General features: G+C 50.7%; 16 protein-coding genes and 1 riboswitch. Of the genes, 12 read left to right on the plus strand and 4 right to left on the minus strand.

The features are described 5' to 3' along the window. The first annotated feature begins 286 nt into the window (after positions 1-286). The 7 genes from OHJ21_RS23780 (at position 287) to OHJ21_RS23810 (ending at position 10,251) form a co-directional block, all read left to right on the plus strand. Positions 287-1,111: a zinc ribbon domain-containing protein gene (locus OHJ21_RS23780; RefSeq protein WP_100540071.1), complete on the plus strand. Its 825-nt coding sequence runs from the start codon at positions 287-289 to the stop codon at positions 1,109-1,111. A 97-nt stretch (positions 1,112-1,208) separates the two neighbouring features. Continuing rightward, the gene (locus tag OHJ21_RS23785) at positions 1,209-2,111 is read left to right on the plus strand and encodes a TrmB family transcriptional regulator (protein WP_100540072.1); all 903 of its coding nucleotides are present in this window, start codon (positions 1,209-1,211) and stop codon (positions 2,109-2,111) included. A gap of 247 nt (positions 2,112-2,358) precedes the next feature. Further along, positions 2,359-2,664, plus strand: a complete 306-nt coding sequence (locus OHJ21_RS23790; protein WP_207797522.1) for a hypothetical protein — start codon at positions 2,359-2,361, stop codon at positions 2,662-2,664. A 122-nt stretch (positions 2,665-2,786) separates the two neighbouring features. Next, positions 2,787-3,884 (plus strand): metallophosphoesterase, encoded by a 1,098-nt coding sequence (locus tag OHJ21_RS23795; protein WP_207797531.1) that lies wholly within the window; start codon positions 2,787-2,789, stop codon positions 3,882-3,884. A gap of 141 nt (positions 3,885-4,025) precedes the next feature. Next, complete coding sequence (locus tag OHJ21_RS23800; RefSeq protein WP_486021338.1) at positions 4,026-7,868, plus strand: stalk domain-containing protein; 3,843 nt, start codon at positions 4,026-4,028, stop codon at positions 7,866-7,868. Between the two features lie 166 nt (positions 7,869-8,034). Beyond that, positions 8,035-8,135: riboswitch (purine riboswitch) on the plus strand. 145 nt (positions 8,136-8,280) lie between these two features. After that, the gene (locus OHJ21_RS23805) at positions 8,281-8,850 is read left to right on the plus strand and encodes a xanthine phosphoribosyltransferase (RefSeq protein ID WP_009593434.1); all 570 of its coding nucleotides are present in this window, start codon (positions 8,281-8,283) and stop codon (positions 8,848-8,850) included. A 39-nt stretch (positions 8,851-8,889) separates the two neighbouring features. After that, on the plus strand, positions 8,890-10,251 hold the full coding sequence (locus tag OHJ21_RS23810) for a nucleobase:cation symporter-2 family protein (protein WP_100540076.1): 1,362 nt from the start codon (positions 8,890-8,892) through the stop codon (positions 10,249-10,251). Positions 10,252-10,484: 233 nt separating this feature from the next. Here the strand turns inward: OHJ21_RS23810 and OHJ21_RS23815 are convergent, their stop codons facing one another. The 4 genes from OHJ21_RS23815 to OHJ21_RS23830 all read right to left on the minus strand — a co-directional run bounded on the left by OHJ21_RS23815 (position 10,485) and on the right by OHJ21_RS23830 (position 14,440). Then, positions 10,485-10,823, minus strand: coding sequence for a DUF4870 domain-containing protein (locus OHJ21_RS23815; RefSeq protein ID WP_100540077.1), 339 nt, complete (start codon positions 10,821-10,823; stop codon positions 10,485-10,487). Between the two features lie 99 nt (positions 10,824-10,922). Further along, entirely contained in the window at positions 10,923-12,884 is a 1,962-nt protein-coding gene (locus OHJ21_RS23820; protein ID WP_486021340.1) for an electron transport protein, read from the minus strand. Positions 12,885-12,948: 64 nt separating this feature from the next. Further along, on the minus strand, positions 12,949-13,227 hold the full coding sequence (locus tag OHJ21_RS23825; RefSeq protein WP_100540079.1) for a transposase: 279 nt from the start codon (positions 13,225-13,227) through the stop codon (positions 12,949-12,951). Positions 13,228-13,393: 166 nt separating this feature from the next. Then, entirely contained in the window at positions 13,394-14,440 is a 1,047-nt protein-coding gene (locus OHJ21_RS23830; protein ID WP_486021341.1) for a serine hydrolase domain-containing protein, read from the minus strand. A gap of 384 nt (positions 14,441-14,824) precedes the next feature. On the opposite strand from OHJ21_RS23830, the gene OHJ21_RS23835 reads away from it, so the two are divergent. The 5 genes from OHJ21_RS23835 to OHJ21_RS23855 all read left to right on the plus strand — a co-directional run bounded on the left by OHJ21_RS23835 (position 14,825) and on the right by OHJ21_RS23855 (position 20,069). Next, positions 14,825-15,013, plus strand: a complete 189-nt coding sequence (locus tag OHJ21_RS23835; RefSeq protein ID WP_006208082.1) for a hypothetical protein — start codon at positions 14,825-14,827, stop codon at positions 15,011-15,013. Between the two features lie 269 nt (positions 15,014-15,282). Next, the gene (map, locus tag OHJ21_RS23840; RefSeq protein ID WP_100540081.1) at positions 15,283-16,032 is read left to right on the plus strand and encodes a type I methionyl aminopeptidase; all 750 of its coding nucleotides are present in this window, start codon (positions 15,283-15,285) and stop codon (positions 16,030-16,032) included. A gap of 436 nt (positions 16,033-16,468) precedes the next feature. Further along, the gene (gene coxB, locus OHJ21_RS23845) at positions 16,469-17,518 is read left to right on the plus strand and encodes a cytochrome c oxidase subunit II (RefSeq protein WP_486021344.1); all 1,050 of its coding nucleotides are present in this window, start codon (positions 16,469-16,471) and stop codon (positions 17,516-17,518) included. A gap of 86 nt (positions 17,519-17,604) precedes the next feature. Next, positions 17,605-19,452, plus strand: a complete 1,848-nt coding sequence (gene ctaD / locus OHJ21_RS23850) for a cytochrome c oxidase subunit I (RefSeq protein WP_371860473.1) — start codon at positions 17,605-17,607, stop codon at positions 19,450-19,452. Then, complete coding sequence (locus OHJ21_RS23855) at positions 19,449-20,069, plus strand: cytochrome (ubi)quinol oxidase subunit III (RefSeq protein ID WP_009590523.1); 621 nt, start codon at positions 19,449-19,451, stop codon at positions 20,067-20,069. The genes ctaD and OHJ21_RS23855 overlap by 4 nt, the downstream gene beginning before the upstream one ends. The last annotated feature ends 3 nt before the right edge of the window (positions 20,070-20,072 follow it).

The following is a 20,072-nucleotide window of genomic DNA, read 5'->3' on the forward strand; positions in this document are numbered from 1 at the left end:
TCTAATCATATACACGTTCGGGACCTGGATGAATCAGCAGCGGAGTTGGAAGGGGCTTCCTTTTTCACATGGGGCAAGGAATTTGGTATGATAGAATCACCATGGCGGCAGTATACTGGACGTTGAGGAGCATATCATCACGATGAGTAGTATGCGATCGGTAAAAACATGGGGTAGCGGGGTTTATGGCTAGCTAAAAATCGTTAATAACCTTAATGAAGAGAATATGACAATGTGCCGGCAGCCCGCCGGTGAATCGGGATATGAGAAAGAGGAGGATTCAGAAATGAATATTTTACAAAAGCTCAAGGATGGAGCCAACCGCGCAACTGAAAAGGCTCAGCACGTGGTGGAAGTGAATAAGCTCAACAGCCAAATTTCCGAAATCGAACAGCAGAAGAACTCATATTACTTACAGATGGGTAAAGTATTCTATGAGGGCTACCGTCAGCAGGATATGACGATGGCAGAAAAAGAAATGGTCGAGCTTGCACAAACCTGCGATGGATTGCAGGAGCAAATCGAAGCGATTCGGAACCGCATTGCGGTCCTCAAGAATGAGCGGGTCTGTGAATGCGGGCGGGTGGTCGCGCTGGACGCGAATTTCTGTCCGTATTGCGGAAACAAGCTTGCTAATTTGATTCACCCCGAGAAGTCTACAGCGGAAGAACCAAGGGAGCCTGAGCGCAAGATCATGTTTGATAAACATGAATATGCAGCGGCTGAAGAACAACAACAGGAACAGGACCCATTGCATACGTACGATTACCGTTCGAATCCGGATCCATACGAGCCGGACATGTATGAACCGGAGCCGGAACGGCAGCACGAGGACATGGAGCCGTCTGAACCTGAGGTTGATCCGGAACAGCTGCGAATCGAGCAGGAAGAGCAGGAGAAGGAGCGCCGTCACTGGGAAGAACTTGAGCGGGAGCGGGAGAGGCAGCTGGAACTGGACCGCCGCATTCGTTTCTGGCAGGAGAATAACCAAAGTCAGGACTATGTTGGTGATGAAGAGGAGACGCGCGATATGGTGAAGTGCCAGATTTGCAGTGTCGACCTGCCAAAAGGCTCGAAATGGTGTCCGCGCTGTGGAGCTGAACAGATTTAAGATATAGGGATTCGGACGATCATGCCCTTGCGCGAGTATGAATAAGACAGTGTGAATGATAGAGCAAGCGTTCGAGCATCTTGGGAGGACTAATATTATGGAACAATTGCTGCATCATTTGCGGAATTTGGGATTTACGGAGATTGAATCGAAAATTATGGTGGACCTTGCTGAGTATGGGCCGGCGGGTGGTTATGAGGTAGCTAAACGACTTGGAGCTTCGCGCTCTAATGTCTATGCAGCCATGCAGCGTTTGGAGCGGCAAGGGGCACTTGAGCGAATGGACGGGGAACCCGTCCGTTACCGCTCGCTGAAGCCGGAGGAATTGACGCGGATGATATCCAGCCGTGTGGAGGCATCACTCGCTTTTGTTGAGAAGAGCTTGCCGCGAGGAAGCGGTACGGCTGCTCCCTTTCTCAGTATGGAGGGAGATCAGGCGGTGCTTGATGTGCTCGTCCGGGAATTGAAGCGAGCGAAACAGGAGATCGTGGTTGACGTCTGGCGTGAAGAAGCGTCGCTTCTGCGTGAACCGCTGGCAGAGGCGGAGGCTAGGGGAGTCAAGGTGCTATGGGCTTGTGACGGCCCGGACCAGGGACTCTCAAGAACGCTGGCGTGGTCTGGGTGGAACGGCCTTGCAGAGCGCAGAGGAGGCGGCCGGAAATTTTCCTTTGTTGTGGATCGGCAGTGGTGCATACTAGGGATGCGCGGCGGGGAATATGATACAGGAGCGGTCATCACGGAGCATCCGGTACTGGCGGAGCTGCTGCTGCACCATTTTACTCAGGAGATGGTATTGTTCCAGCTGGAACAGGATATGGGTGAGCAGCTGGAAGCCCGTTATGGAGAGCACTTCGGTCTAATTCAGAGCCAGTATCTTAATGCGGAAGCCGAGACTGAGGCTCAGGAAGACCAGGCTGCGGAATCGAAATCCAACTCACTGGCGGATTATGAAGCTGATTCTGACCCAATGGACGGGGATACCAATCGAAATACGGCCTAGGGTCCAGGCTGAGCTCATGAGGAATCCCCTCCAGAAGTGACTTTTATCACAGTTAGGCATCATGGTTCATCGTACAATGTAATAAACATATTAGATAGGGACGCCGGGATTTATCTTGGCGTTTATTTGCTTAAGATCACTTAAGATCAGCAACAGGCTGGAATGAAAGTTGCAGCTGGCAGGAGTGCATGAATGCAGCGGTTATAAATCGCAATCATGACAACCAAGAGAAGGGGGATGAATGAGCATGGAATGCATCGTTCATTTTACAGTGGGACATAAGGAAGAACCTAAGAGGCTTCGGGGATTGATTTTTGTTGATAAAGGAGAGAACCCTACAGGTCAGCAGCTGCTCGATATGTTTCATGAAATGGAGTACAAGGTGGTACCTGACCCGCATGATGAACTTCTCTTTAAACCGGAGAATCCCACGGAAAGTTATACTTATATACGTGTGAATGAGCTCGATATGGGTCAAGAAAAATATACGGAAGACCGCAATCTGAAATCGCTGCTGAACGAGCTGCTGCCTAAACAACGCACGGGCTTGTAGCGGCCTGCTGGAGATCATACTGATGCTCGCAAAGAAATGAATAAGCCCATCTGCCTTCCGCTAACGTCCGCTGGGATTTGTAAAATCCGCTTGTTATAATGGATGTACGGAAGGGGATGGAGATGTTTATTTTTGCAGGAATTGCGGCATTGTTCATTTATGGCTTGCTGGTTTATTATATTGGCCGAAGCGTATGGAGCTGGATGAAACCGGGTCCATCCATGGTACTCAAATGGATATACATAGTCGTGCTGACCGTGGTATCGACATCGTTTATTTCGGGGCGGTTCTTCGGTAACCTCACCGTCCTGAGTGTGATAGGATCATATTGGATGGCTATTTTCTATGTCCTGATCATCCTTCTCCCGTTGATGCACATCATGCTGTGGCTGCTGAGAATGACGGCATTGCGAAGAGATGGCCTGGAGAAGGCGGCTGGATTTATCGTGTTGGTGCTAATGGTCGTTGTGATCGGTTTCGGTTCGTTTAATGCTTATAGCCCAACGGTCCGCGCTTATGATATTCACGTGGACAAAGAGCCAGGCACACTTGAGGAGCTGAATATCGTCATGGCGTCCGATATGCACTTCGGCGTCCTGTCAGGAAAAGCCCACGCTGCACGCATGGTGAAGGAGATCAATGACTTAAAGCCGGATCTGGTATTGTTACCAGGCGATATCATCGATGACGATCTGGATGCATATTTACGCCAGGGGATCGATCAGATTCTGACCGATATCCAGGCAACGTATGGTGTGTATGCCTCGCTTGGCAATCATGACCGATTCGAAGGTGAAATTCCGGAACTGATCGCGGCTCTTGAGCATAGCGGCATGACGGTGCTGTATGATGAGAAATTGACGGTGGAGGGCCTGACGCTGGTGGGCAGACGGGATAAACAGGATCAGGAGCGGGCCGAATTGTCCACGATCATGGAGGGGGCTGATTTGTCCAAGCCAATCTTTCTGCTCGATCATCAGCCAAATGCGCTGGAGGAAGCGCAGCAGCAGGGCGTGGACCTTATCGTTTCTGGGCACACGCACCGTGGGCAGGTATTCCCAGCACATCTGATTACGGAGGCCATGTTCGAGAATGATTGGGGGTATCTGCAAAAAGGCCGGATGCATTCCATCGTGTCCTCGGGCTACGGTTTCTGGGGACCGCCGATTCGTCTGGGTTCCCGGTCCGAGATTGTACAGATCCATGTTACATTTCAATAGATGAATTTGTTGGACAAAGCCACCTGTGAGGTGGCTTTTTTTCATGTTAGATATTTTGGGAAAATATTGTATCCAGAAGGGATCGGATTATTGTATGATCTTTGCTAGATAAAACACTTTGTGTGTAGGGGGGTTAATGGGGTGGTATCGATTAGGTTTAGAAAGATTGGAATGATGGCATTAGCCGCTGTACTTGCGGGGAGTGTATTTGGGGGAGCAGGCGAAGCTAAGGCAGCAGCATCAACGGCGCCTATTCCAAGTAAAGAGGGGCTCGTTGCCAGCAACGGATTGCCTATGGGTCAATCCATTACGATTGCCGGAGGGCCCGATCAAGTAGCTGGCCTATCTTCGTCATTGGCTACAGAAGGACTGCGCCAACCAGGCAGCGTAGCTTGGCTGCCCGATGGCTCCGTTGTCGTATCTGATACGGCGAATCATGTCATCCGTAGAATTAAGGACGGGCAGAGTACCATTCTGGCAGGGGCATCCTTGTCCTACAAGCGCGACGGCGGGGGACTCCCGATCGGCGGCCTGCTGGATGGCCAGGGAGAGCTTGCTTTTTTTAACCGGCCATCCGGGATTGCGGTGGATGGAAAGGGGCAATTGTACATAGCCGATTCAGGCAACCATGCGATTCGAAAAATCGATCAAGATGGCAAAGTGACTACCATAGCGGGCAGCGGACGGATTGGGCTGAAGGACGGCAAGGCTCAAGATGCCTTGTTCCACGAGCCTCAGGACGTTGCGGTTACCGAGGACGGCATTCTGTATGTGGCGGATACGCTGAACCACGTGATTCGGCGGATCTCTCCGGATGGGGAAGTAACGACCATTGGCAGCCCGTCCACCCGAACTGTTCAGGTTCGCGCCGGAGTCATCGCATTGGCAGGGGACTACAAGAACGGATCGCTTGCTGAGGCGCAATTTAACGAGCCGGCAGGTCTCGCGCTTGACGGTAAAGGCAATTTGTATGTCAGCGATTCGGGCAATCACGCGATTCGCTATATCGATTTCGGAAAAGGGACCGTTTCGACGGCTGCAGGCAGCGGTCCGTCATCCGATGTCTACGCCAAGGACGCGTTATATGCAGATCCGGGCTATCTGGACGGAGCTGCGGGTGCAGCCCGCTTCAACTCGCCTCGGGGACTGGCATGGAGCGCGGATGATGGGCTTCTCATTGCAGATTCCCATAATCATGCCATGCGTCAACTGAAAGGCGAAAGCGTAATCACCATGGCCGGCGGAACCAGAGGTTACGCGGATGGAATTGAAAGCGAGATCCGATTCAACGCGCTGGGGGATATTTGGGTCGCTTCGGATAGTGGGGAGCTGTTCATCGCGGACCAACGCAATGGGGCCGTCCGGGCATGGTCCAGCTATAAGACGCCTGATGCCTGGCAGCCAAGCCAAGGGATCAGCGCAGCTTACGGGGATCAGGTGGCCCAACTGGGCGACTTGGCCGTTATGAAACAGGGCCAGATCGTGGTGCCTGTCAGAACGTTAGGCTCGCTGCTCGGAACCCGATTGAGTTATGATGCCAAGAATAAGGAAATGACATTAGCCCTTGGCGAGGATGTCATCACGGTGCAAGCCGGAGATCCCAATATGACCCGGGATCAGGCGGGCAAAGAAGTTTCCAGAGCGGAGACGGAAGTTGAGCCGTATATCGCCAACGGTCAGATGATGGCTCCGCTGCGAGCGGTGGCCGAGCTGATGGGCAAGGATGTCCAATGGAACGCCAGTGACAAGCTGGTTATCATCCGGGATTTGGCTGAACGAGAAACGAAGCCGGGTGACGTTAGCTTCAGCACTTCGAACTTTACTCCTCGACGCATGCAGATCGTGGATATCACCGGTTCGGCCAAGATCCGTTACGGCGGATATGCGCAGGTGGATGCCTACAAGGGGATGATGCTGGGCGAAGACGATGAAATTGTTACCGGCTCCGGCACGGGAGGCGCCAAGCTTCGGATCCTGGATACGGACGATGTCATCACTTTAGGCAATGACACAACGTTGGTGGCCGAACAGCTTCGCAAGGCTGGTATCTCCAACGTAACTCGGCTGAATCTTGAGGCGGGGCAGGCTTACTATGATGTAACCGACCTGACCCGGTCGAGGGATCGTTTCGAAGTGCGGTCTGGTTATGTGACGAATAACGTGCGAGGCACGCATTTTATAATCACCGTCAACCCCTTAACAGGAATGACAAACGTAGTGACGGCTAGCGGGAAAGTAAGCTCTTCGATGGTGCCGACAGGCACAGAAGGGTCCCTGCCATCCGGCACGGTCACGATTAGTCCTACGCAACAAATAACGTTAGGCGGTTCACAAGCGGGACGGCCCCCTGTACAATTCATCGATATGGAGGATTTGATTGGGAACGCCTCGCCGGAAATCATTGCTCAGCTCATTAAGAATAAGAACGACATCGACCGGGAGAACGAGGAGCTCCTCGAGAAGAAGCGGCAAGAATTACAGTCCGGACAAAGCGGAACCGGGGATTTGGACTTGAATATGAAATCGCCGGAGGATTTGTCAAGAATCACAAATAACTTGGATCAAATTATCGGAAACATTGCCAAAGAGGCTCTTGATAAGAAGAAAGTAAGCAAAGAGGAATTAGAAAAACTTATTAAAGAAGCAAACCGGGATTCGGAGAAGAAGCTTGATCTTGGCCAAGTGAAAGATTTGGATAAACAAGCCGGACTCGACCCTGCTCTGGAGCAGGCGCGCTTGGAAGCACTGAAGCGTAAGCAGGAAGAGGTTAAGAAGAAGCAAGATCAACAGCAGGATCTGCTGGATCAGCTGCAGCAGCATCTCGGCGATATGCTGGCTAAGATCGAGCAGCAGAAGAAACAGCAGGATGAAGCGAACAGGAAAGCACAGGAAGAAATGAAAAGGAAGGCTGAAGAGCAGCTTCTTCAATCCTTAAGCGCAGAGGAGAAGGCACGTTTTCTCCAGGGCAAGAAAGAAGCGGAGCAGGAGAAAGGCGTTCGGCAGCCGACGCCGGTTAGTCCGGTCGGCGGCTCAGGATCCGGAGGCAGCGTATCTCCGCCTGTAACCGGTCCGCCCGTGACCGAGCCCCCAGTGACTGAGCCTCCGGTAACGGAACCTCCTACGACGGAGCCGCCGGGGACCGAGCCTTTCGTGAAGGTTGTATATAGCGATGATATGAGCAGTGAACTGTCGGCCCGCCCGGACAATTATTTTGGATCCATTCATTTCGAGACGAAAGGCTTGGCCGATGACCTGGAAGTTCAAGTCAGGGTGACGCTGACAAGGGATGGAAGTCCGGTCGTGGGTCTGCCTGTCCGTCATGGCGAGCAGACGGTGGAATCCAACGCAGAGGGTAGCTTTACCCTGCAGTCTGTTGATGGCACCGGCTTTAAGTTAAGCGAGGTCGCTTCGCCGGATACTCCGCTGGAGTTCTATGCCGAACTGCTGGAGCCGGGCAGCTATACGGAGAAGATTGAGCTGTTGGAGATGAAAGACGATTCATTGACACCGCTTGGAGAAAGCGTCCGTTCCATCCAGGTCAGTCCCTTTTCGCAATTCGAATTCGTTGGCGAAGGGCCGTTTCCGGCAGCCCTTGATATGTATTGGGGATTTTATTCCAAGGCGTACGGACTGAGCGAGGATACCCGGGTTGGCTATGAATTGACGATACTCGATGACCATGGTCAGCCGGTAAGTCTGGGCGTACTCGGATTCCGAATGAAGCCGCATGAGCCGGGAACGATTCCGACGGAGGGGTATGAGATCGCAACTCCCGATAGTGATGGGGTATACCGAGTGAACGCAGGTTTAACCGCTGGCGACATGGAGCTGGAAGGGAATGGGAGCGATATCTTGTTCCGTTGGCAGCAAGCTCATGTCGGGACTTATACGCTCCGTATCCAGCTGGTTGATATAAACGGCGATGTATCAATGCCCATCGGTGATCCTCTGGAATGGATCATAAACGTTGTGCTAACAAATTAAATGGCCTTGCAGGCTGTCCCATGAAACATATGGGGCAGCCTTTTATTCGTTTTAATTGACCAGCCGTTTATTATTTCCGTAAATTTTCACTTTATTTTTTCATAGAGAATGCGTTATACTTCATTCATTCGGAAATATAACATTTACACGTAAGCATTCTAAGGAATTTGGATATCATACATTTTCTCGTATAGGTGCAGGAATCGGCCTGCATGTCTCTACCCGATCACCGGAAATGATTGGACTACGGGTTATAGCAGCAGCGGACAAGCCAGGTCATTTCCATTTGATCTCTATGGCTCACGGTGCGTTTTTGCTGCTTATGCCCACTTGTTTCTTTCCCGGCGAATCGGTGAAAGGAGGAAGTGGGCTTTTTTGCTTGGAATGTGAACAAATTTTAAGGGGGAGCATCATGCAATTACTGCAGAACAAAGTGAAAGAGGAAGGCATTGTATTAAGCGGACAGGTACTTAAGGTGGATTCGTTCCTGAACCACCAGATGGATCCGGTATTGATGAAAGAGGTGGGAAAGGAATTTACGCGATTGTTTAAGGAAGCGAACGTGACTCGTGTATTGACCATTGAATCCTCCGGCATCGCGCCCGGCATTATGACCGCCCTTGAGATGGAAGTGCCTCTCATCTTTGCACGGAAGCAGAAGTCGCTGACCCTCCGTGAGGATATATTCGTGGAGAAGGTGTATTCCTTCACCAAGCAGGAGACCAACGAAATTACGGTCGCGAAAAAATTCATCAAGCCTGGCGATAAAGTGCTGATCGTCGATGACTTCCTTGCCAACGGCGAGGCGGCATTCGGGCTTGCCCGAATCGTAGAGCAGGCGGGTGCCGAAGTAGTAGGCATCGGGATCGTCATTGAAAAAGCGTTCCAACCAGGAGGACGCTTGCTGGCCGAAGCGGGTTATCGGGTAGAATCGCTCGTACGGATTGCATCACTTGAAGATGGCGTAGTGACATTCGCATAGACCGAAAGCTAACAATTTATTGGGGGGAATCAAGAAGCCATGGAACAACAGAAACAAGCGGTGCAAGAACCGATTTTTGATAAAAATCGGAGTCCGGGTAAAACCTTTTCGCTGGGTTTGCAGCATGTATTGGCGATGTACGCAGGGGCTATCATCGTACCGCTTATCGTTGGCGGGCAGCTCGGCTTAACGACGGAGCAGCTGACTTATCTCATCGCCATCGACCTGCTTGCATGCGGGGTCGCAACCTTGCTGCAGGTATTCGGCAACAAGTACTTCGGTATCGGTCTTCCGGTCATGCTCGGCTGCGCATTCCAGGCCGTAGGTCCGATGATCATTATCGGACAGCAGCATGGGATGTCGGCCATTTACGGAGCGATCATCGCTTCCGGTTTATTTGTCATTCTGTTCTCCGGCTTATTCGGTAAGCTGATTAAGGTATTCCCGCCTGTCGTTACAGGCTCTGTTGTTACGATTATTGGTTTGACGCTGATTCCCGTAGCCTTGAATGACCTTGGCGGCGGTCAAGGCAGCGAGGATTTCGGCAGTGCGCTCAACATTTCCCTTGGCTTCGGCGTTCTTGCCTTCATTATCATCATGAATCGGTTTGCCAAAGGTTTCTTGCGTTCAATTTCAGTGCTTCTGGGTCTTATTCTAGGCACCGTGGTAGCCGCATTTTACGGTGGAGTGGATTTAACCCCGCTGCGCGAAGCTGGCTGGTTCCGTGCTCCGCAGCCCTTCTTTTTTGGTACGCCGGAGTTTAAGCTCGTTCCGATCATGACGATGATTCTGGTGGCGATTGTCAGCGTTGCCGAATCGACGGGCGTATTTATGGCGCTTGGCAAAATCGTGGATCGTGACATCACATCTAAAGATCTGTCCCGTGGTTACCGTGCGGAGGGCCTTGCGATTGTGGTAGGCGGTATTTTCAATTCGTTCCCTTATACCACATACTCTCAAAACGTGGGTCTGATTCAGATGAGCCGTGTGAAGACGCGCGACGTGATCGTTGTGGCGGGGGGCTTGCTGGTTTTGATCGGATTTGTTCCGAAGATTGCGGCTATGACGCAGCTGGTACCGACTTCGGTTCTCGGTGGGGCCATGGTAGCCCTGTTCGGCATGGTTGTATCTTCCGGTATTCGGATGTTAGGAGATCAGGTAGACCTTAACCGTCACGAGAATCTGTTCATTATCGCGTGTTCCGTCGGCATGGGCCTGGGTGTGACAACCGTACCGGGTCTGTTCGCGAGTCTGCCTGACAATCTGCGTATTCTTGCCGATAATGGCATTGTGGCAGGCAGCTTGACAGCGATTGTGCTGAATCTGATCTTCAATGGTTTGAGAAATACGAAGCCCACTCGCACAGATCAAGGGGAAACAGCAGAAGGGCATGCTGCATAACCAATGCTCCTGAAGCAGCCGGATAACCTCCGGCTGCTTTTTTTAAGATAAGACAGTATCAACTACAGGAGCTTACCCTCCTTATCTCGCAAGAATAATTTCTGCGATTAGAGGTGGTCTTCTGAGAAAAGGACGTTGATAGCCTTTTTTTTGATCCGGTTCCACAGGTTCCAACCAAAAATGGCTGCCTCCCTAGAGTGGAGGCAGCCATTTTTAAGTGAGTTCACCAAGCTTTATACGCGCTGCATTTGTTTCTCTGCAATATTGCCGATCCAGGGCAGCTTGAACCATTTTCCCTGAATGGCGTTGGCCATAAGCACCAGCCACATCAAGACGCCGACCAGCGCCAGGAGGGCGGAGGCCAGAAGGCCGATGATGGGCACCGCGCTCGACAGCAGGTGAGCGACAGCCAGGACGCCAAAGGCCAGCAAGGACTGCAGAGCATGAAATATGACGTAGCGGCTTCTCTTTTCTAATGAAAGAAACAGAATTCCTCCGACCATGGGAAAAAGATAGCACAGCGTAGCCGCCAGATTCTCGGGAAGTCCTGTGGACGATTTGAAAGGGGACATCTCATCAACTCCTTGTCTTAGACCGGTTCTGGGGTAGGGCAAGCTTTATACCTTACCTTATGAGCCGATGGGACAAAGTATGATGGTTAAATCCCGAACTTATTTCATTTTTAATTGCAGCAGATACTTCACGAGAGCATCCTGCTGCTCCTGCGTGAACCCGCTGCTTTCGTCGACCCAATACTCATGTCCCTGACCGGTGACATGGGTGTCTCTCAGCCTTGAATCCTTGCGGTTCGCCTCGACGACCTGCAGTCTCAGCTTACGGTCTATCAGGGCTTTCAGGCTGTTGTAAGGGTCCGGGTGAATCCCTTTCATAAGCGTCTGCGTTACGCCGGTTTGCGTCAGCTTTGGCCCGACCGCCACGCCGCCGTCGTGCAAATACGGTGCGGACCATCGAAGACCGATCAGCCCTTTGACTTTATAACCGCCGTCCGACGGCTTATGGCCGAAACCTAACTCGATCTGCTCGGGGTCGATATCGTCCAGCGGGATTTTGGTTATCTTGGCGTCCGGTGGGATCGGCACAGGCGTATCGGGCGGGTAGAACTCCGCTTCGCCAAAAACGTTCTGCGTACGCTGGAAAGCCTTGGCCCTTGCAGGCTCGGTACCGATTTCAGCCGCGCGCATAATGCGGTTATTTGTAAAGAATCCGCCAGCGTGGCAAGTGATGCATTGCGCCTTTTTAAATACTTCCGCTCCGAGGTTGATTGTCTTGGCATCGGAGGTTTCCTTAGGATCAGTTTCAGGCGGACGGATGGTATTTTGATAGGCGGACATGGCGTTCACTTGCTCCCCGGCTTTGAATCCCGGCGAGCTGATGTACAACCCGTTCGGTGCGATGGCTGAAACTTTCGGGAAGTTTGGAATCTTAACTGCCTCATTCACGCCGGGGGTTCCGGGGTTGGGATCCAGCCGGTTAAAGAATTCGGTTGGCTTCAGCCCGCTGCTCGGATCATAGCGAAACTTAAGATGGGCTGCGTTTTGCAGAATGGTGCCTACATAAATCTCTTTGTCGATCCCCCATAACGGTTCGCTAACCTCGGTTTGACTCAGGGTATCCGTGTTTTGGGCGTGAACATTGTTGCTGAAGGTGCTAAGTCCCTTGAAGGGTCCCACGGTAGCGAAGCCGCTCCAGCTGTAGGGGTGATCGCCCTTCGTAAACATATCGGGAATTTGGGTTACGTCGCTGACCAGATCCACGGTTGTATCGAAAGTGCCGGGCATCCATTTGACCAGATTTTCGTCAACGGCTTTCTCTAGCAGGGCGGGGTCCGGCAGCGCTTCGGTTTTTCCTTTGGAGTTAACAACCGTACGCTGCTCGTTCTTTACATAATCCACCAGGTTCGCAACGTCCGTATGGGTGAAATATGCCGCGCTATTCGGCGCCAGCGCCAGCATTAAACCGAGGTTCAGGTCGGAGTTGGGCGCACCCTCGACGATCATTCCCGTCTCACGGTTGACAGTTGCATGGCAGGCCATGCAGCTAACGCCGATCCGGGTTTTGCCTTCGGCATATTTAAACGTGATGCCAACGGGGGCATAGGCTCCCTTGGCTACATCAAAGCCAGTATCGATCTTGTCCCCCTTACGGAAGGACTTGCCGCCGACGGTGACATCCTGATCAAGTTCGACTCGTAAATTGGTGGTTCCCTTTCCCTTCAACTCCGCGAGGGCTTTGGCAACATTCTTCAGCTTCATCGGACCGTCGACTATCCCCAAAATATCGGTTAGGAATACCTCATTGCCAAAGGACTCCTCATACAGTGTACGGCGTCCTAAAGCAAGCAGTTCTTTCGTCACCTCCACCGCGCCATTGGCGGCTGTTAAACGGGGATCTTGATCCTGAAGGGCGGTACCGGGAACCGTAAGCGTTTTGCCCCAGATATCATACTGGCGAATGAAACCTCTTTGCTGGGCTTGAAGCTGCGTGGTATTCTCCAATTTATGTGCCGGCGGTATATAGGCGTATTCCGGCTCCACGATGTAAGCAATAAGCCATAGGGCTCCTACGATGGCGATCGGGATCAGCCATAACAGAAACCGTTTCGGTATTCGCATGTCATATCACCCTTTTATAAGCAGGTCTGATGAATCATCTCTTCACTGCCGATATGCAAGGGCTTTAATCTACTTCCACATCATGCCGCAGCGGAGATTCGGCATTCACCTGTTTATCAGGACCTTTTTCCTTCGGAACAAGGCGCTCATCTGTCATGCCTCGATGGTGGTTTTCAAAATCATACTCCGCCAGCCGCCACTCCGTGGAGCCCTTCTGCGGATCGAACGGGAATTCGTCGCCTCGTTTCAAATATTCCTCCCGTCCCCATTCATTCGTGTATGTTCCGTCTACTTCAACCTCTTCTCGGGAAATAGGGTGGAGATCCTTGTCTTTACCGGACATGTCGCATGCTCCTCTCAGGCTTGATTTTAGAAATGATTCATATCGCATAAAGTAACCAGAAAGAGGAGGTACTATCCGCTGTAATTTGCATGTAAGTCAGATTACGGGCTCGGGAAAGAACGGAATCCTCCTCCTGGTGTAGGGAAGGGCAGAAGTTGACGATCTTTCAATTGTATGGCGGTGACGCAGCGGGTTTTGATTTTAAATCATCAAGAATATAGCGCTCCAGCAGAAACCGCGGGTTCTTCCAGCGGCTGACTTTGCTGTCGGCTGTAAATACGACAACCGTATCCAATTGGGGGAAAAGGTAAATTTGCTGTCCTCCATGGCCGTGTGCAAGCGCAAAGGGAGTCCCGTTCTGAATGCCGGTCCACCACTGGAATCCGTAATCGCCAAAGCCGGGATAGCCCTTAACCTGTGGAGCGAGTGCTTGCTTAAGCCATGATTCCGGGATGAGCGTGGTGCCTTGCCACCGTCCTCCATTCAGGCAGCAAAGACCGAATTTGGCCATGTCGCGGGAGGTGAGATAGAGGCCGACGTGACCCATGCTGTGGCCCTCGGGGCTTGGGGACCAGGCAGCATGGCGAATCCCGAGCGGTTCGAATAAATGTTGTCTGGCATAGGCGTAAGCGTCCATTCCGGTACCCTCGCTAATGGCTACGGAGAGCAGATGGGAATCCGTGCTCCGATATTGAAAGAGGCCCATTTCCTGTTCAATGACAGGAAGGGATAGCGCGAAGCTTGTCCATTTTTGGTTGCGGTGGAATCGGTGAATGAGCGGTTCCCCTAGCTTTTTACCGGTTTGCCATGCAAAGCCTGAGGTCATCGTCAGCAGATGATGAAGGGAAACCTTTTGCAATAGCGGATGGGCTCGTTCGGGAACATATCTTTTGAAGATATCGATTGCAGAGGAATTCAGATCAGGCAATTCGCCGCGTGAGCGGGCGATGCCGCATAACACCGACGTAAAACTTTTGGTAGCCGACCTGAGATCATTCAGCGAGGAAACGCCATGACCGTTGTAATAGCGTTCGTAGATGAGTTTGCCGGCATGGAGCAGGAGAAAGCTGCGCATTTTCGGATATTGTTTCTGAATGATCAGATCGACCTGATCAAGCGTATCAGGGCGAAGCCCTGCTTCTTGAGGATCAGCGGCAGGAATAGGTGAGCCTAAATCGACGGGGGAGTGCAGGATCGACTGTGAGTTCGTCATGATCTGTAAGGCCTCCTTGTATTTGAATATATATTCTGAGTATCAATTTGTGGTATTCCTTGATATCTGGAGTCGGCGGGAGGTTCGTTTGAATGTATCTTAACCAATTCCGGGCACAAAGGATGACCTGATGAAAAAACATAGCACAAGAAAACATTTTTTGGGAAAGATGAAACAAACAGAAGAATATGATATAATATATTAATGATTCAGTTGCATGCTGTTAGGGTATGTATAGTGTCAGGTGCATTGGTAAGTTGCTGAATATCAACCTAATGGTCACCGTAAGAACTGCAATATGGCTTCAACTTAATGAGGTAGATCTTTTCGGCATTCTCTTTAAACGGAGTAATTTTATTCCACACGTTTTGGGAGGGATCCATCATGGCAACGAAAGGTCACAATGAGGTTAAGGAAAGTCTGCGGGAAATGACACGAATTTTCCGGCCTAAAGATCCGAAAAAATTTGTAAAGGAGTATGTCCGGAAGTACCATATTATGGGGGGCTATGAAGAAGAGCTTACTCTTGTTGTTGAGCATGAACTTGGCAAGCTGAATTCCTCCGTTTCGTAACCTGTAACAGCACCTGGTCTATAGAAATATCACCAACACGCATCGCATCTTCACCTTGTTAATGACTAATGATATGAACCATTTAGAGTTTATGGTTAAACCGTTTTTGGGACAAATGTCCCGAAAACGGTTTTTTTGCGTTGGCCAGTCTCTTTTAAGTCAACAGGCTCATACTTCCTCGAAAGTCCATTTCCTAGGGGTATTTTGCATCGGTCCCTACATATATTGTTAGCAATCGATCCGTAAAGGATATAAGGGAGTGGACAGATGTGAGGACACAGCTCAGACGGAAGGAAGAAATCGGATATATCCGCGAGGCGGGACGTATATTGGCTGCGTGTCACCGTGAAATAGCGAAAGTCATCAAACCGGGGATCACGACGGGCGAGATCGATGCCAGGGTCGAGAGGTTTTTGGAGAAGAACGGGGCTTTTCCCGAGCAAAAAGGATATAAAGGATTTCCATACGCAACTTGTGCTTCGGTCAACGAGGTGGTGTGCCATGGATTCCCCGACCAGCGGCCGCTGGAATCCGGGGATGTTGTGACCATTGATATGGTGGTGAATAAGAACGGGTGGCTGGCGGACTCCGGCTGGACTTATGCGGTAGATAGGGTTTCAACGGAAGTAAGCCGGCTGATGAAACACACCCATGAAGCCCTGTTTAAAGGGATCGAGGCCGCCCGGCACGGTGCAACCTTGGGCGACGTGGGTCATGCGATTGAGCAGGTTGCCGAAAGGGAAGGCTACGGGATCGTTAGATCGCTTGTCGGTCATGGCATCGGCCGTGCCATCCACGAGCCGCCCGATGTGCCGAACTATGGAGTTCCCGGAAGGGGACTCAAACTCAAGGAAGGAATGGTCATTACCATCGAACCCGTTTTTACCCTGGGCCCCTCGGGCGCCGTGTTCTGGGGGGATGATGGCTGGACCATTTCCAGTGCGGATGGATCGGTGGGTGTCCAGTATGAGCATACGATTGCCATTACGCGTGGAGAAGCGGTTATCCTGACGGATTAAGATTCCGAAAAATATACCATAATAATAGGAGGTTTTCTTCGTGAGGCTGTCTGGGCTTTTCGAAGAACACCTCCTTATAGCATGGGTGTCCAGATAAATGGGGGAAGGCTGCATATAGATTCAAAAAGGCGGAAATGACTGTATATATAGCTATGAAGGCTGTCGCTGACGGGGTGTGAAGAATGTCGAATGATGGGTCACAGGAGGGGAGATACAGTTTGAAAGCGATTGCAAAATCAGTAATGGCGCGACTTTGACGACTTTTCGAACAATTTGTGAACTCCCTGTGAATGATTGACAAAAGCAACCCATGAACTTATATTTAATAAGTGATTGCTTTAATTGACAGGATTACTTCATCCGTGATTGTGCAGGTAGATTACCGCTGTTTGCGCCGGATGGTAGTCTACGAAAATCGGAAAAGTGGGGTAGATCAATGATGAAACGGTGGCAGGCTGTAAAGCGTCTTCTTCCTTTGATGGCCATGTTTGCTTTGGTGTTATCCGGCTGCGGCCGAGAGGATTTGTCGGTCTTAAGACCACAAGGTCCGGTAGCACAAGGTCAACTGGATTTAATTAAGCTCTCCATTTCGATTATGATCGTCGTAATGGTTGTGGTATTTGGAATCGCCGCATACGTGCTTGTTAAATTCCGTCGAAAGAAGGGACAAGATGAAATTCCTGAGCAAGTAGAAGGTAACCATAAGCTGGAGATTATTTGGACGGCGATTCCGCTGCTCTTGGTACTCGTGCTTGCAGTTCCTACTATTCAAAAGGTATTTGCTTATGGAGAGAACGACTGGAACAATCCAGATGCAGTTAAGGTGGAAGTTACTTCTCACCAGTTCTGGTGGGAGTTCAATTATCCAGACTACGGCGTAAGAACCGCTCAAGAGCTGGTTATTCCTGTAGGCAAGAAAATTGCTTTCCAATTAAAAACGAATGATGTGCTTCACTCCTTCTGGGTACCATCGCTCGGCGGCAAGATGGATACAAACACAGAAGGCAGCGTTAACTACATGACTCTGGTTGCTGACAAAGCAGATACATACATTGGTAAATGCGCAGAGTTGTGCGGTCCTTCTCACGGCTTCATGGAATTCCGGGTGAAAGCGGTTGACGATGCGGCATTTGACAAATGGGTTGCGGCATTTAAAGAACCTGCTGTGCTTCCTGCCGATGCGGCACTCGGCGAGAAATTCAAGACCAACTGCCTTTCTTGCCACGCTGTGGGCGACCAAGGCGGAGCCATGGGTCCTAACCTGACCGGCATTGGATCACGTGAGACGATTGCGAGTATCTTGCTGAACGACATAAGCGGCAAACCAGGCACAAAGCCGACGAAAGACAACCTGGTGGAATGGCTGATGGAGCCTCAGGCTGTAAAACCTGGCAACACGATGCCTAATCCGAAGGATCTCGGCTTCAGTGACGAAGAAATCGAGCAGATTGCCGATTACTTGGCCAATTATAAGTTGGATTATTAATACAGCAGCAAGAACTTTAAAAGGGGGTACAAACCTTGGCTCACGCTCATGCTCAAAGCCATAGCGTCAAACGCTACACGGGGTTAATGGATTGGCTTACAACCGTTGACCACAAGAAAATCGGGATATTATACCTGATAGCGGGCGGCTTCTTCTTCGGGATTGGCGGTATTGAAGCGATTCTGATTCGCTTGCAGCTGATCAAGCCGATGAACGATCTGGTATCGGCTCAAGTATTTAACGAATTGATTACAATGCACGGAACGACAATGATCTTCCTTGGCGTTATGCCAGTTATCTTCGCCTTGATGAACGCGGTTATTCCGCTTCAGATCGGTGCACGTGACGTCGCATTTCCATTTTTGAACTCGCTTGGATTTTGGACGTTTTTGTTCGGTGGACTTTTGCTCAATCTTAGCTGGATTATGGGCGGCGCGCCTGATGCGGGCTGGACATCCTATACACCGCTTTCCACAAATGACTACTCGTCCACGCACGGTGTAGACTTTTATACCATAGGTCTTCAGATTGCAGGTCTGGGTACGTTGATCGGTGGTATCAACTTCCTGGCTACCATCATAACGATGCGTGCACCTGGAATGTCCTTCATGAGAATGCCGATGTTTACATGGACGGCTTTCATTACATCGGCCATGATCCTGTTTGCATTCCCTGCAATTACAGTAGGTCTCGTATTGCTTAGCTTTGACCGTTTGCTCGGTGCCAATTTCTTTGATGTTGCGGCTGGCGGTAGTCCCGTATTGTGGCAGCATATTTTCTGGATCTTCGGTCACCCTGAAGTTTACATTCTGATTTTGCCGGCGTTCGGTATTATCTCCGAAGTTATTCCGACATTCTCCCGTAAACGTTTGTTCGGATACAGCTCCATGGTATTTGCAACCATCCTGATCGCCTTCTTGGGCTTCATGGTTTGGGCTCACCATATGTTTACGACGGGTCTTGGACCTGTAGCGAATGCGCTCTTCTCCATCGCAACGATGTTGATTGCCGTTCCTACCGGTATCAAAATCTTTAACTGGCTCTTTACGATGTGGGGCGGTCAAATCCGCTTTACCAGTGCAAACCTGTTCGCGATCGGTTTCGTACCGACCTTCGTTATGGGTGGGGTTACCGGCGTCATGCTGGCATCTGCTCCTGCAGACTTCCAGTTCCATGATACGTACTTCGTTGTAGCTCACTTCCACTACGTTATCGTTGGTGGTCTGGTATTCGGTTTGTTTGCCGGATTGCATTATTGGTGGCCAAAAATGTTCGGTCGCGTACTGAACGAAACGCTTGGAAAATGGACGTTCTGGTTGTTCGCCATCGGCTTCCATATGACATTCTTCGTACAGCATTTCCTTGGATTGCTCGGTATGCAGCGGCGGATTGTCTCATATCTGCCGAACCAGAATTTTGACGAGCTTAACTTTATCAGTACCATCGGCGCAATCTTGATGGGAATCGGCGTTTTGGCCTTCTTGGCAAACGTTGTGATTACTTCGAGAAAACCGGTTGGTGCTCCGGCCGATCCATGGGAAGATGGCCGTACGCTCGAGTGGAGTATTCCTTCTCCACCGCCAGAGTACAACTTTAAGCAAATTCCGCTTGTTCGCGGCATTGACGCTTATTGGAAAGAGAAGATGGCAGGCAATAAAGAGATGACACCATCCGAACCGGTGGGTCCGATCCACATGCCTTCGCCAAGTATCCTTCCGTTTGTGATGTCACTGGGTCTGTTTATCGCGGGTCTTGGTTTCATGTTTAGCACGGAGGACTTCTCGAATTCGTTCATGAGCTTAATCTTCAATAAATATATCGTTCTGATTGTTGGTCTTCTGATTACGTTCGCGGCAATGATCGCTCGTTCCCTGTACGATGATCATGGATATCACATCGAAGTTGAAGAACTGGAAGGGGAGGGTAAAGCATGAGTCACGCTGAACATGTAAACGGCGAACTTCCTCACGAGCCGGAGAAGGCAACACTCGAAGGCCGTAATAAGGTTCTTGGTTTCTGGCTCTTCCTCGGTGGAGAGGCCGTGCTCTTCGGTACGTTGTTTGCAACGTTCCTGGCGCTTCGCGGGCAGAACAACGAAGGCCCAACCGCAGCCGAGCTGTTCTCTCTGCCGATTACGGCAGCAGCAACGCTGATATTGCTTGTCAGTTCCTTGACCAGTGTGTTCGCCATTCAGGCGCTCCACCGTCACAATATCGAGAAGCTGAAGTTGTGGCTGATCGTAACCGTTGTTCTGGGTCTTGGGTTCCTTGGCCTTGAGATTTATGAGTTCTATGAATATGTTGTGCATGAATCGTTTAACATGAAGACGAGTGCATTCTCGTCTGCATTCTATACGCTGGTTGGCTTCCACGGTGCCCACGTTGCTTTCGGGGTTGTGTGGATCAGCCTGTTGATCGCTCAGCTGTACAGAAAAGGGTTAACCGTGGTTACAGCACCTAAGGTATATGTTTCTGCCATGTACTGGCACTTTATCGACGTTGTATGGGTGTTCATCTTCTCGGTCGTATACCTTCTTGGAAAGGTGGGCTAAGGA

It is taken from the genome of Virgibacillus sp. LDC1, from assembly GCF_025792345.1.
Lineage (GTDB): Bacteria > Bacillota > Bacilli > Paenibacillales > Paenibacillaceae > Paenibacillus_AQ > Paenibacillus_AQ lautus.

What these genes read in the sequence shown, in the direction of transcription:
- ctaD (WP_371860473.1), top strand. Translation starts at nt 17,605, where the DNA reads ATGGATTGGCTTACAACCGTTGACCACAAGAAAATCGGGATATTATAC.
- OHJ21_RS23805 (WP_009593434.1), top strand. Translation starts at nt 8,281, where the DNA reads ATGCAATTACTGCAGAACAAAGTGAAAGAGGAAGGCATTGTATTAAGC.
- OHJ21_RS23835 (WP_006208082.1), top strand. Translation starts at nt 14,825, where the DNA reads ATGGCAACGAAAGGTCACAATGAGGTTAAGGAAAGTCTGCGGGAAATG.
- OHJ21_RS23780 (WP_100540071.1), top strand. Translation starts at nt 287, where the DNA reads ATGAATATTTTACAAAAGCTCAAGGATGGAGCCAACCGCGCAACTGAA.
- OHJ21_RS23795 (WP_207797531.1), top strand. Translation starts at nt 2,787, where the DNA reads ATGTTTATTTTTGCAGGAATTGCGGCATTGTTCATTTATGGCTTGCTG.
- coxB (WP_486021344.1), top strand. Translation starts at nt 16,469, where the DNA reads ATGATGAAACGGTGGCAGGCTGTAAAGCGTCTTCTTCCTTTGATGGCC.
- OHJ21_RS23790 (WP_207797522.1), top strand. Translation starts at nt 2,359, where the DNA reads ATGGAATGCATCGTTCATTTTACAGTGGGACATAAGGAAGAACCTAAG.
- OHJ21_RS23810 (WP_100540076.1), top strand. Translation starts at nt 8,890, where the DNA reads ATGGAACAACAGAAACAAGCGGTGCAAGAACCGATTTTTGATAAAAAT.
- OHJ21_RS23825 (WP_100540079.1), bottom strand. Translation starts at nt 13,227, where the DNA reads ATGTCCGGTAAAGACAAGGATCTCCACCCTATTTCCCGAGAAGAGGTT.
- OHJ21_RS23820 (WP_486021340.1), bottom strand. Translation starts at nt 12,884, where the DNA reads ATGCGAATACCGAAACGGTTTCTGTTATGGCTGATCCCGATCGCCATC.
- OHJ21_RS23830 (WP_486021341.1), bottom strand. Translation starts at nt 14,440, where the DNA reads ATGACGAACTCACAGTCGATCCTGCACTCCCCCGTCGATTTAGGCTCA.
- OHJ21_RS23855 (WP_009590523.1), top strand. Translation starts at nt 19,449, where the DNA reads ATGAGTCACGCTGAACATGTAAACGGCGAACTTCCTCACGAGCCGGAG.
- OHJ21_RS23815 (WP_100540077.1), bottom strand. Translation starts at nt 10,823, where the DNA reads ATGTCCCCTTTCAAATCGTCCACAGGACTTCCCGAGAATCTGGCGGCT.
- OHJ21_RS23785 (WP_100540072.1), top strand. Translation starts at nt 1,209, where the DNA reads ATGGAACAATTGCTGCATCATTTGCGGAATTTGGGATTTACGGAGATT.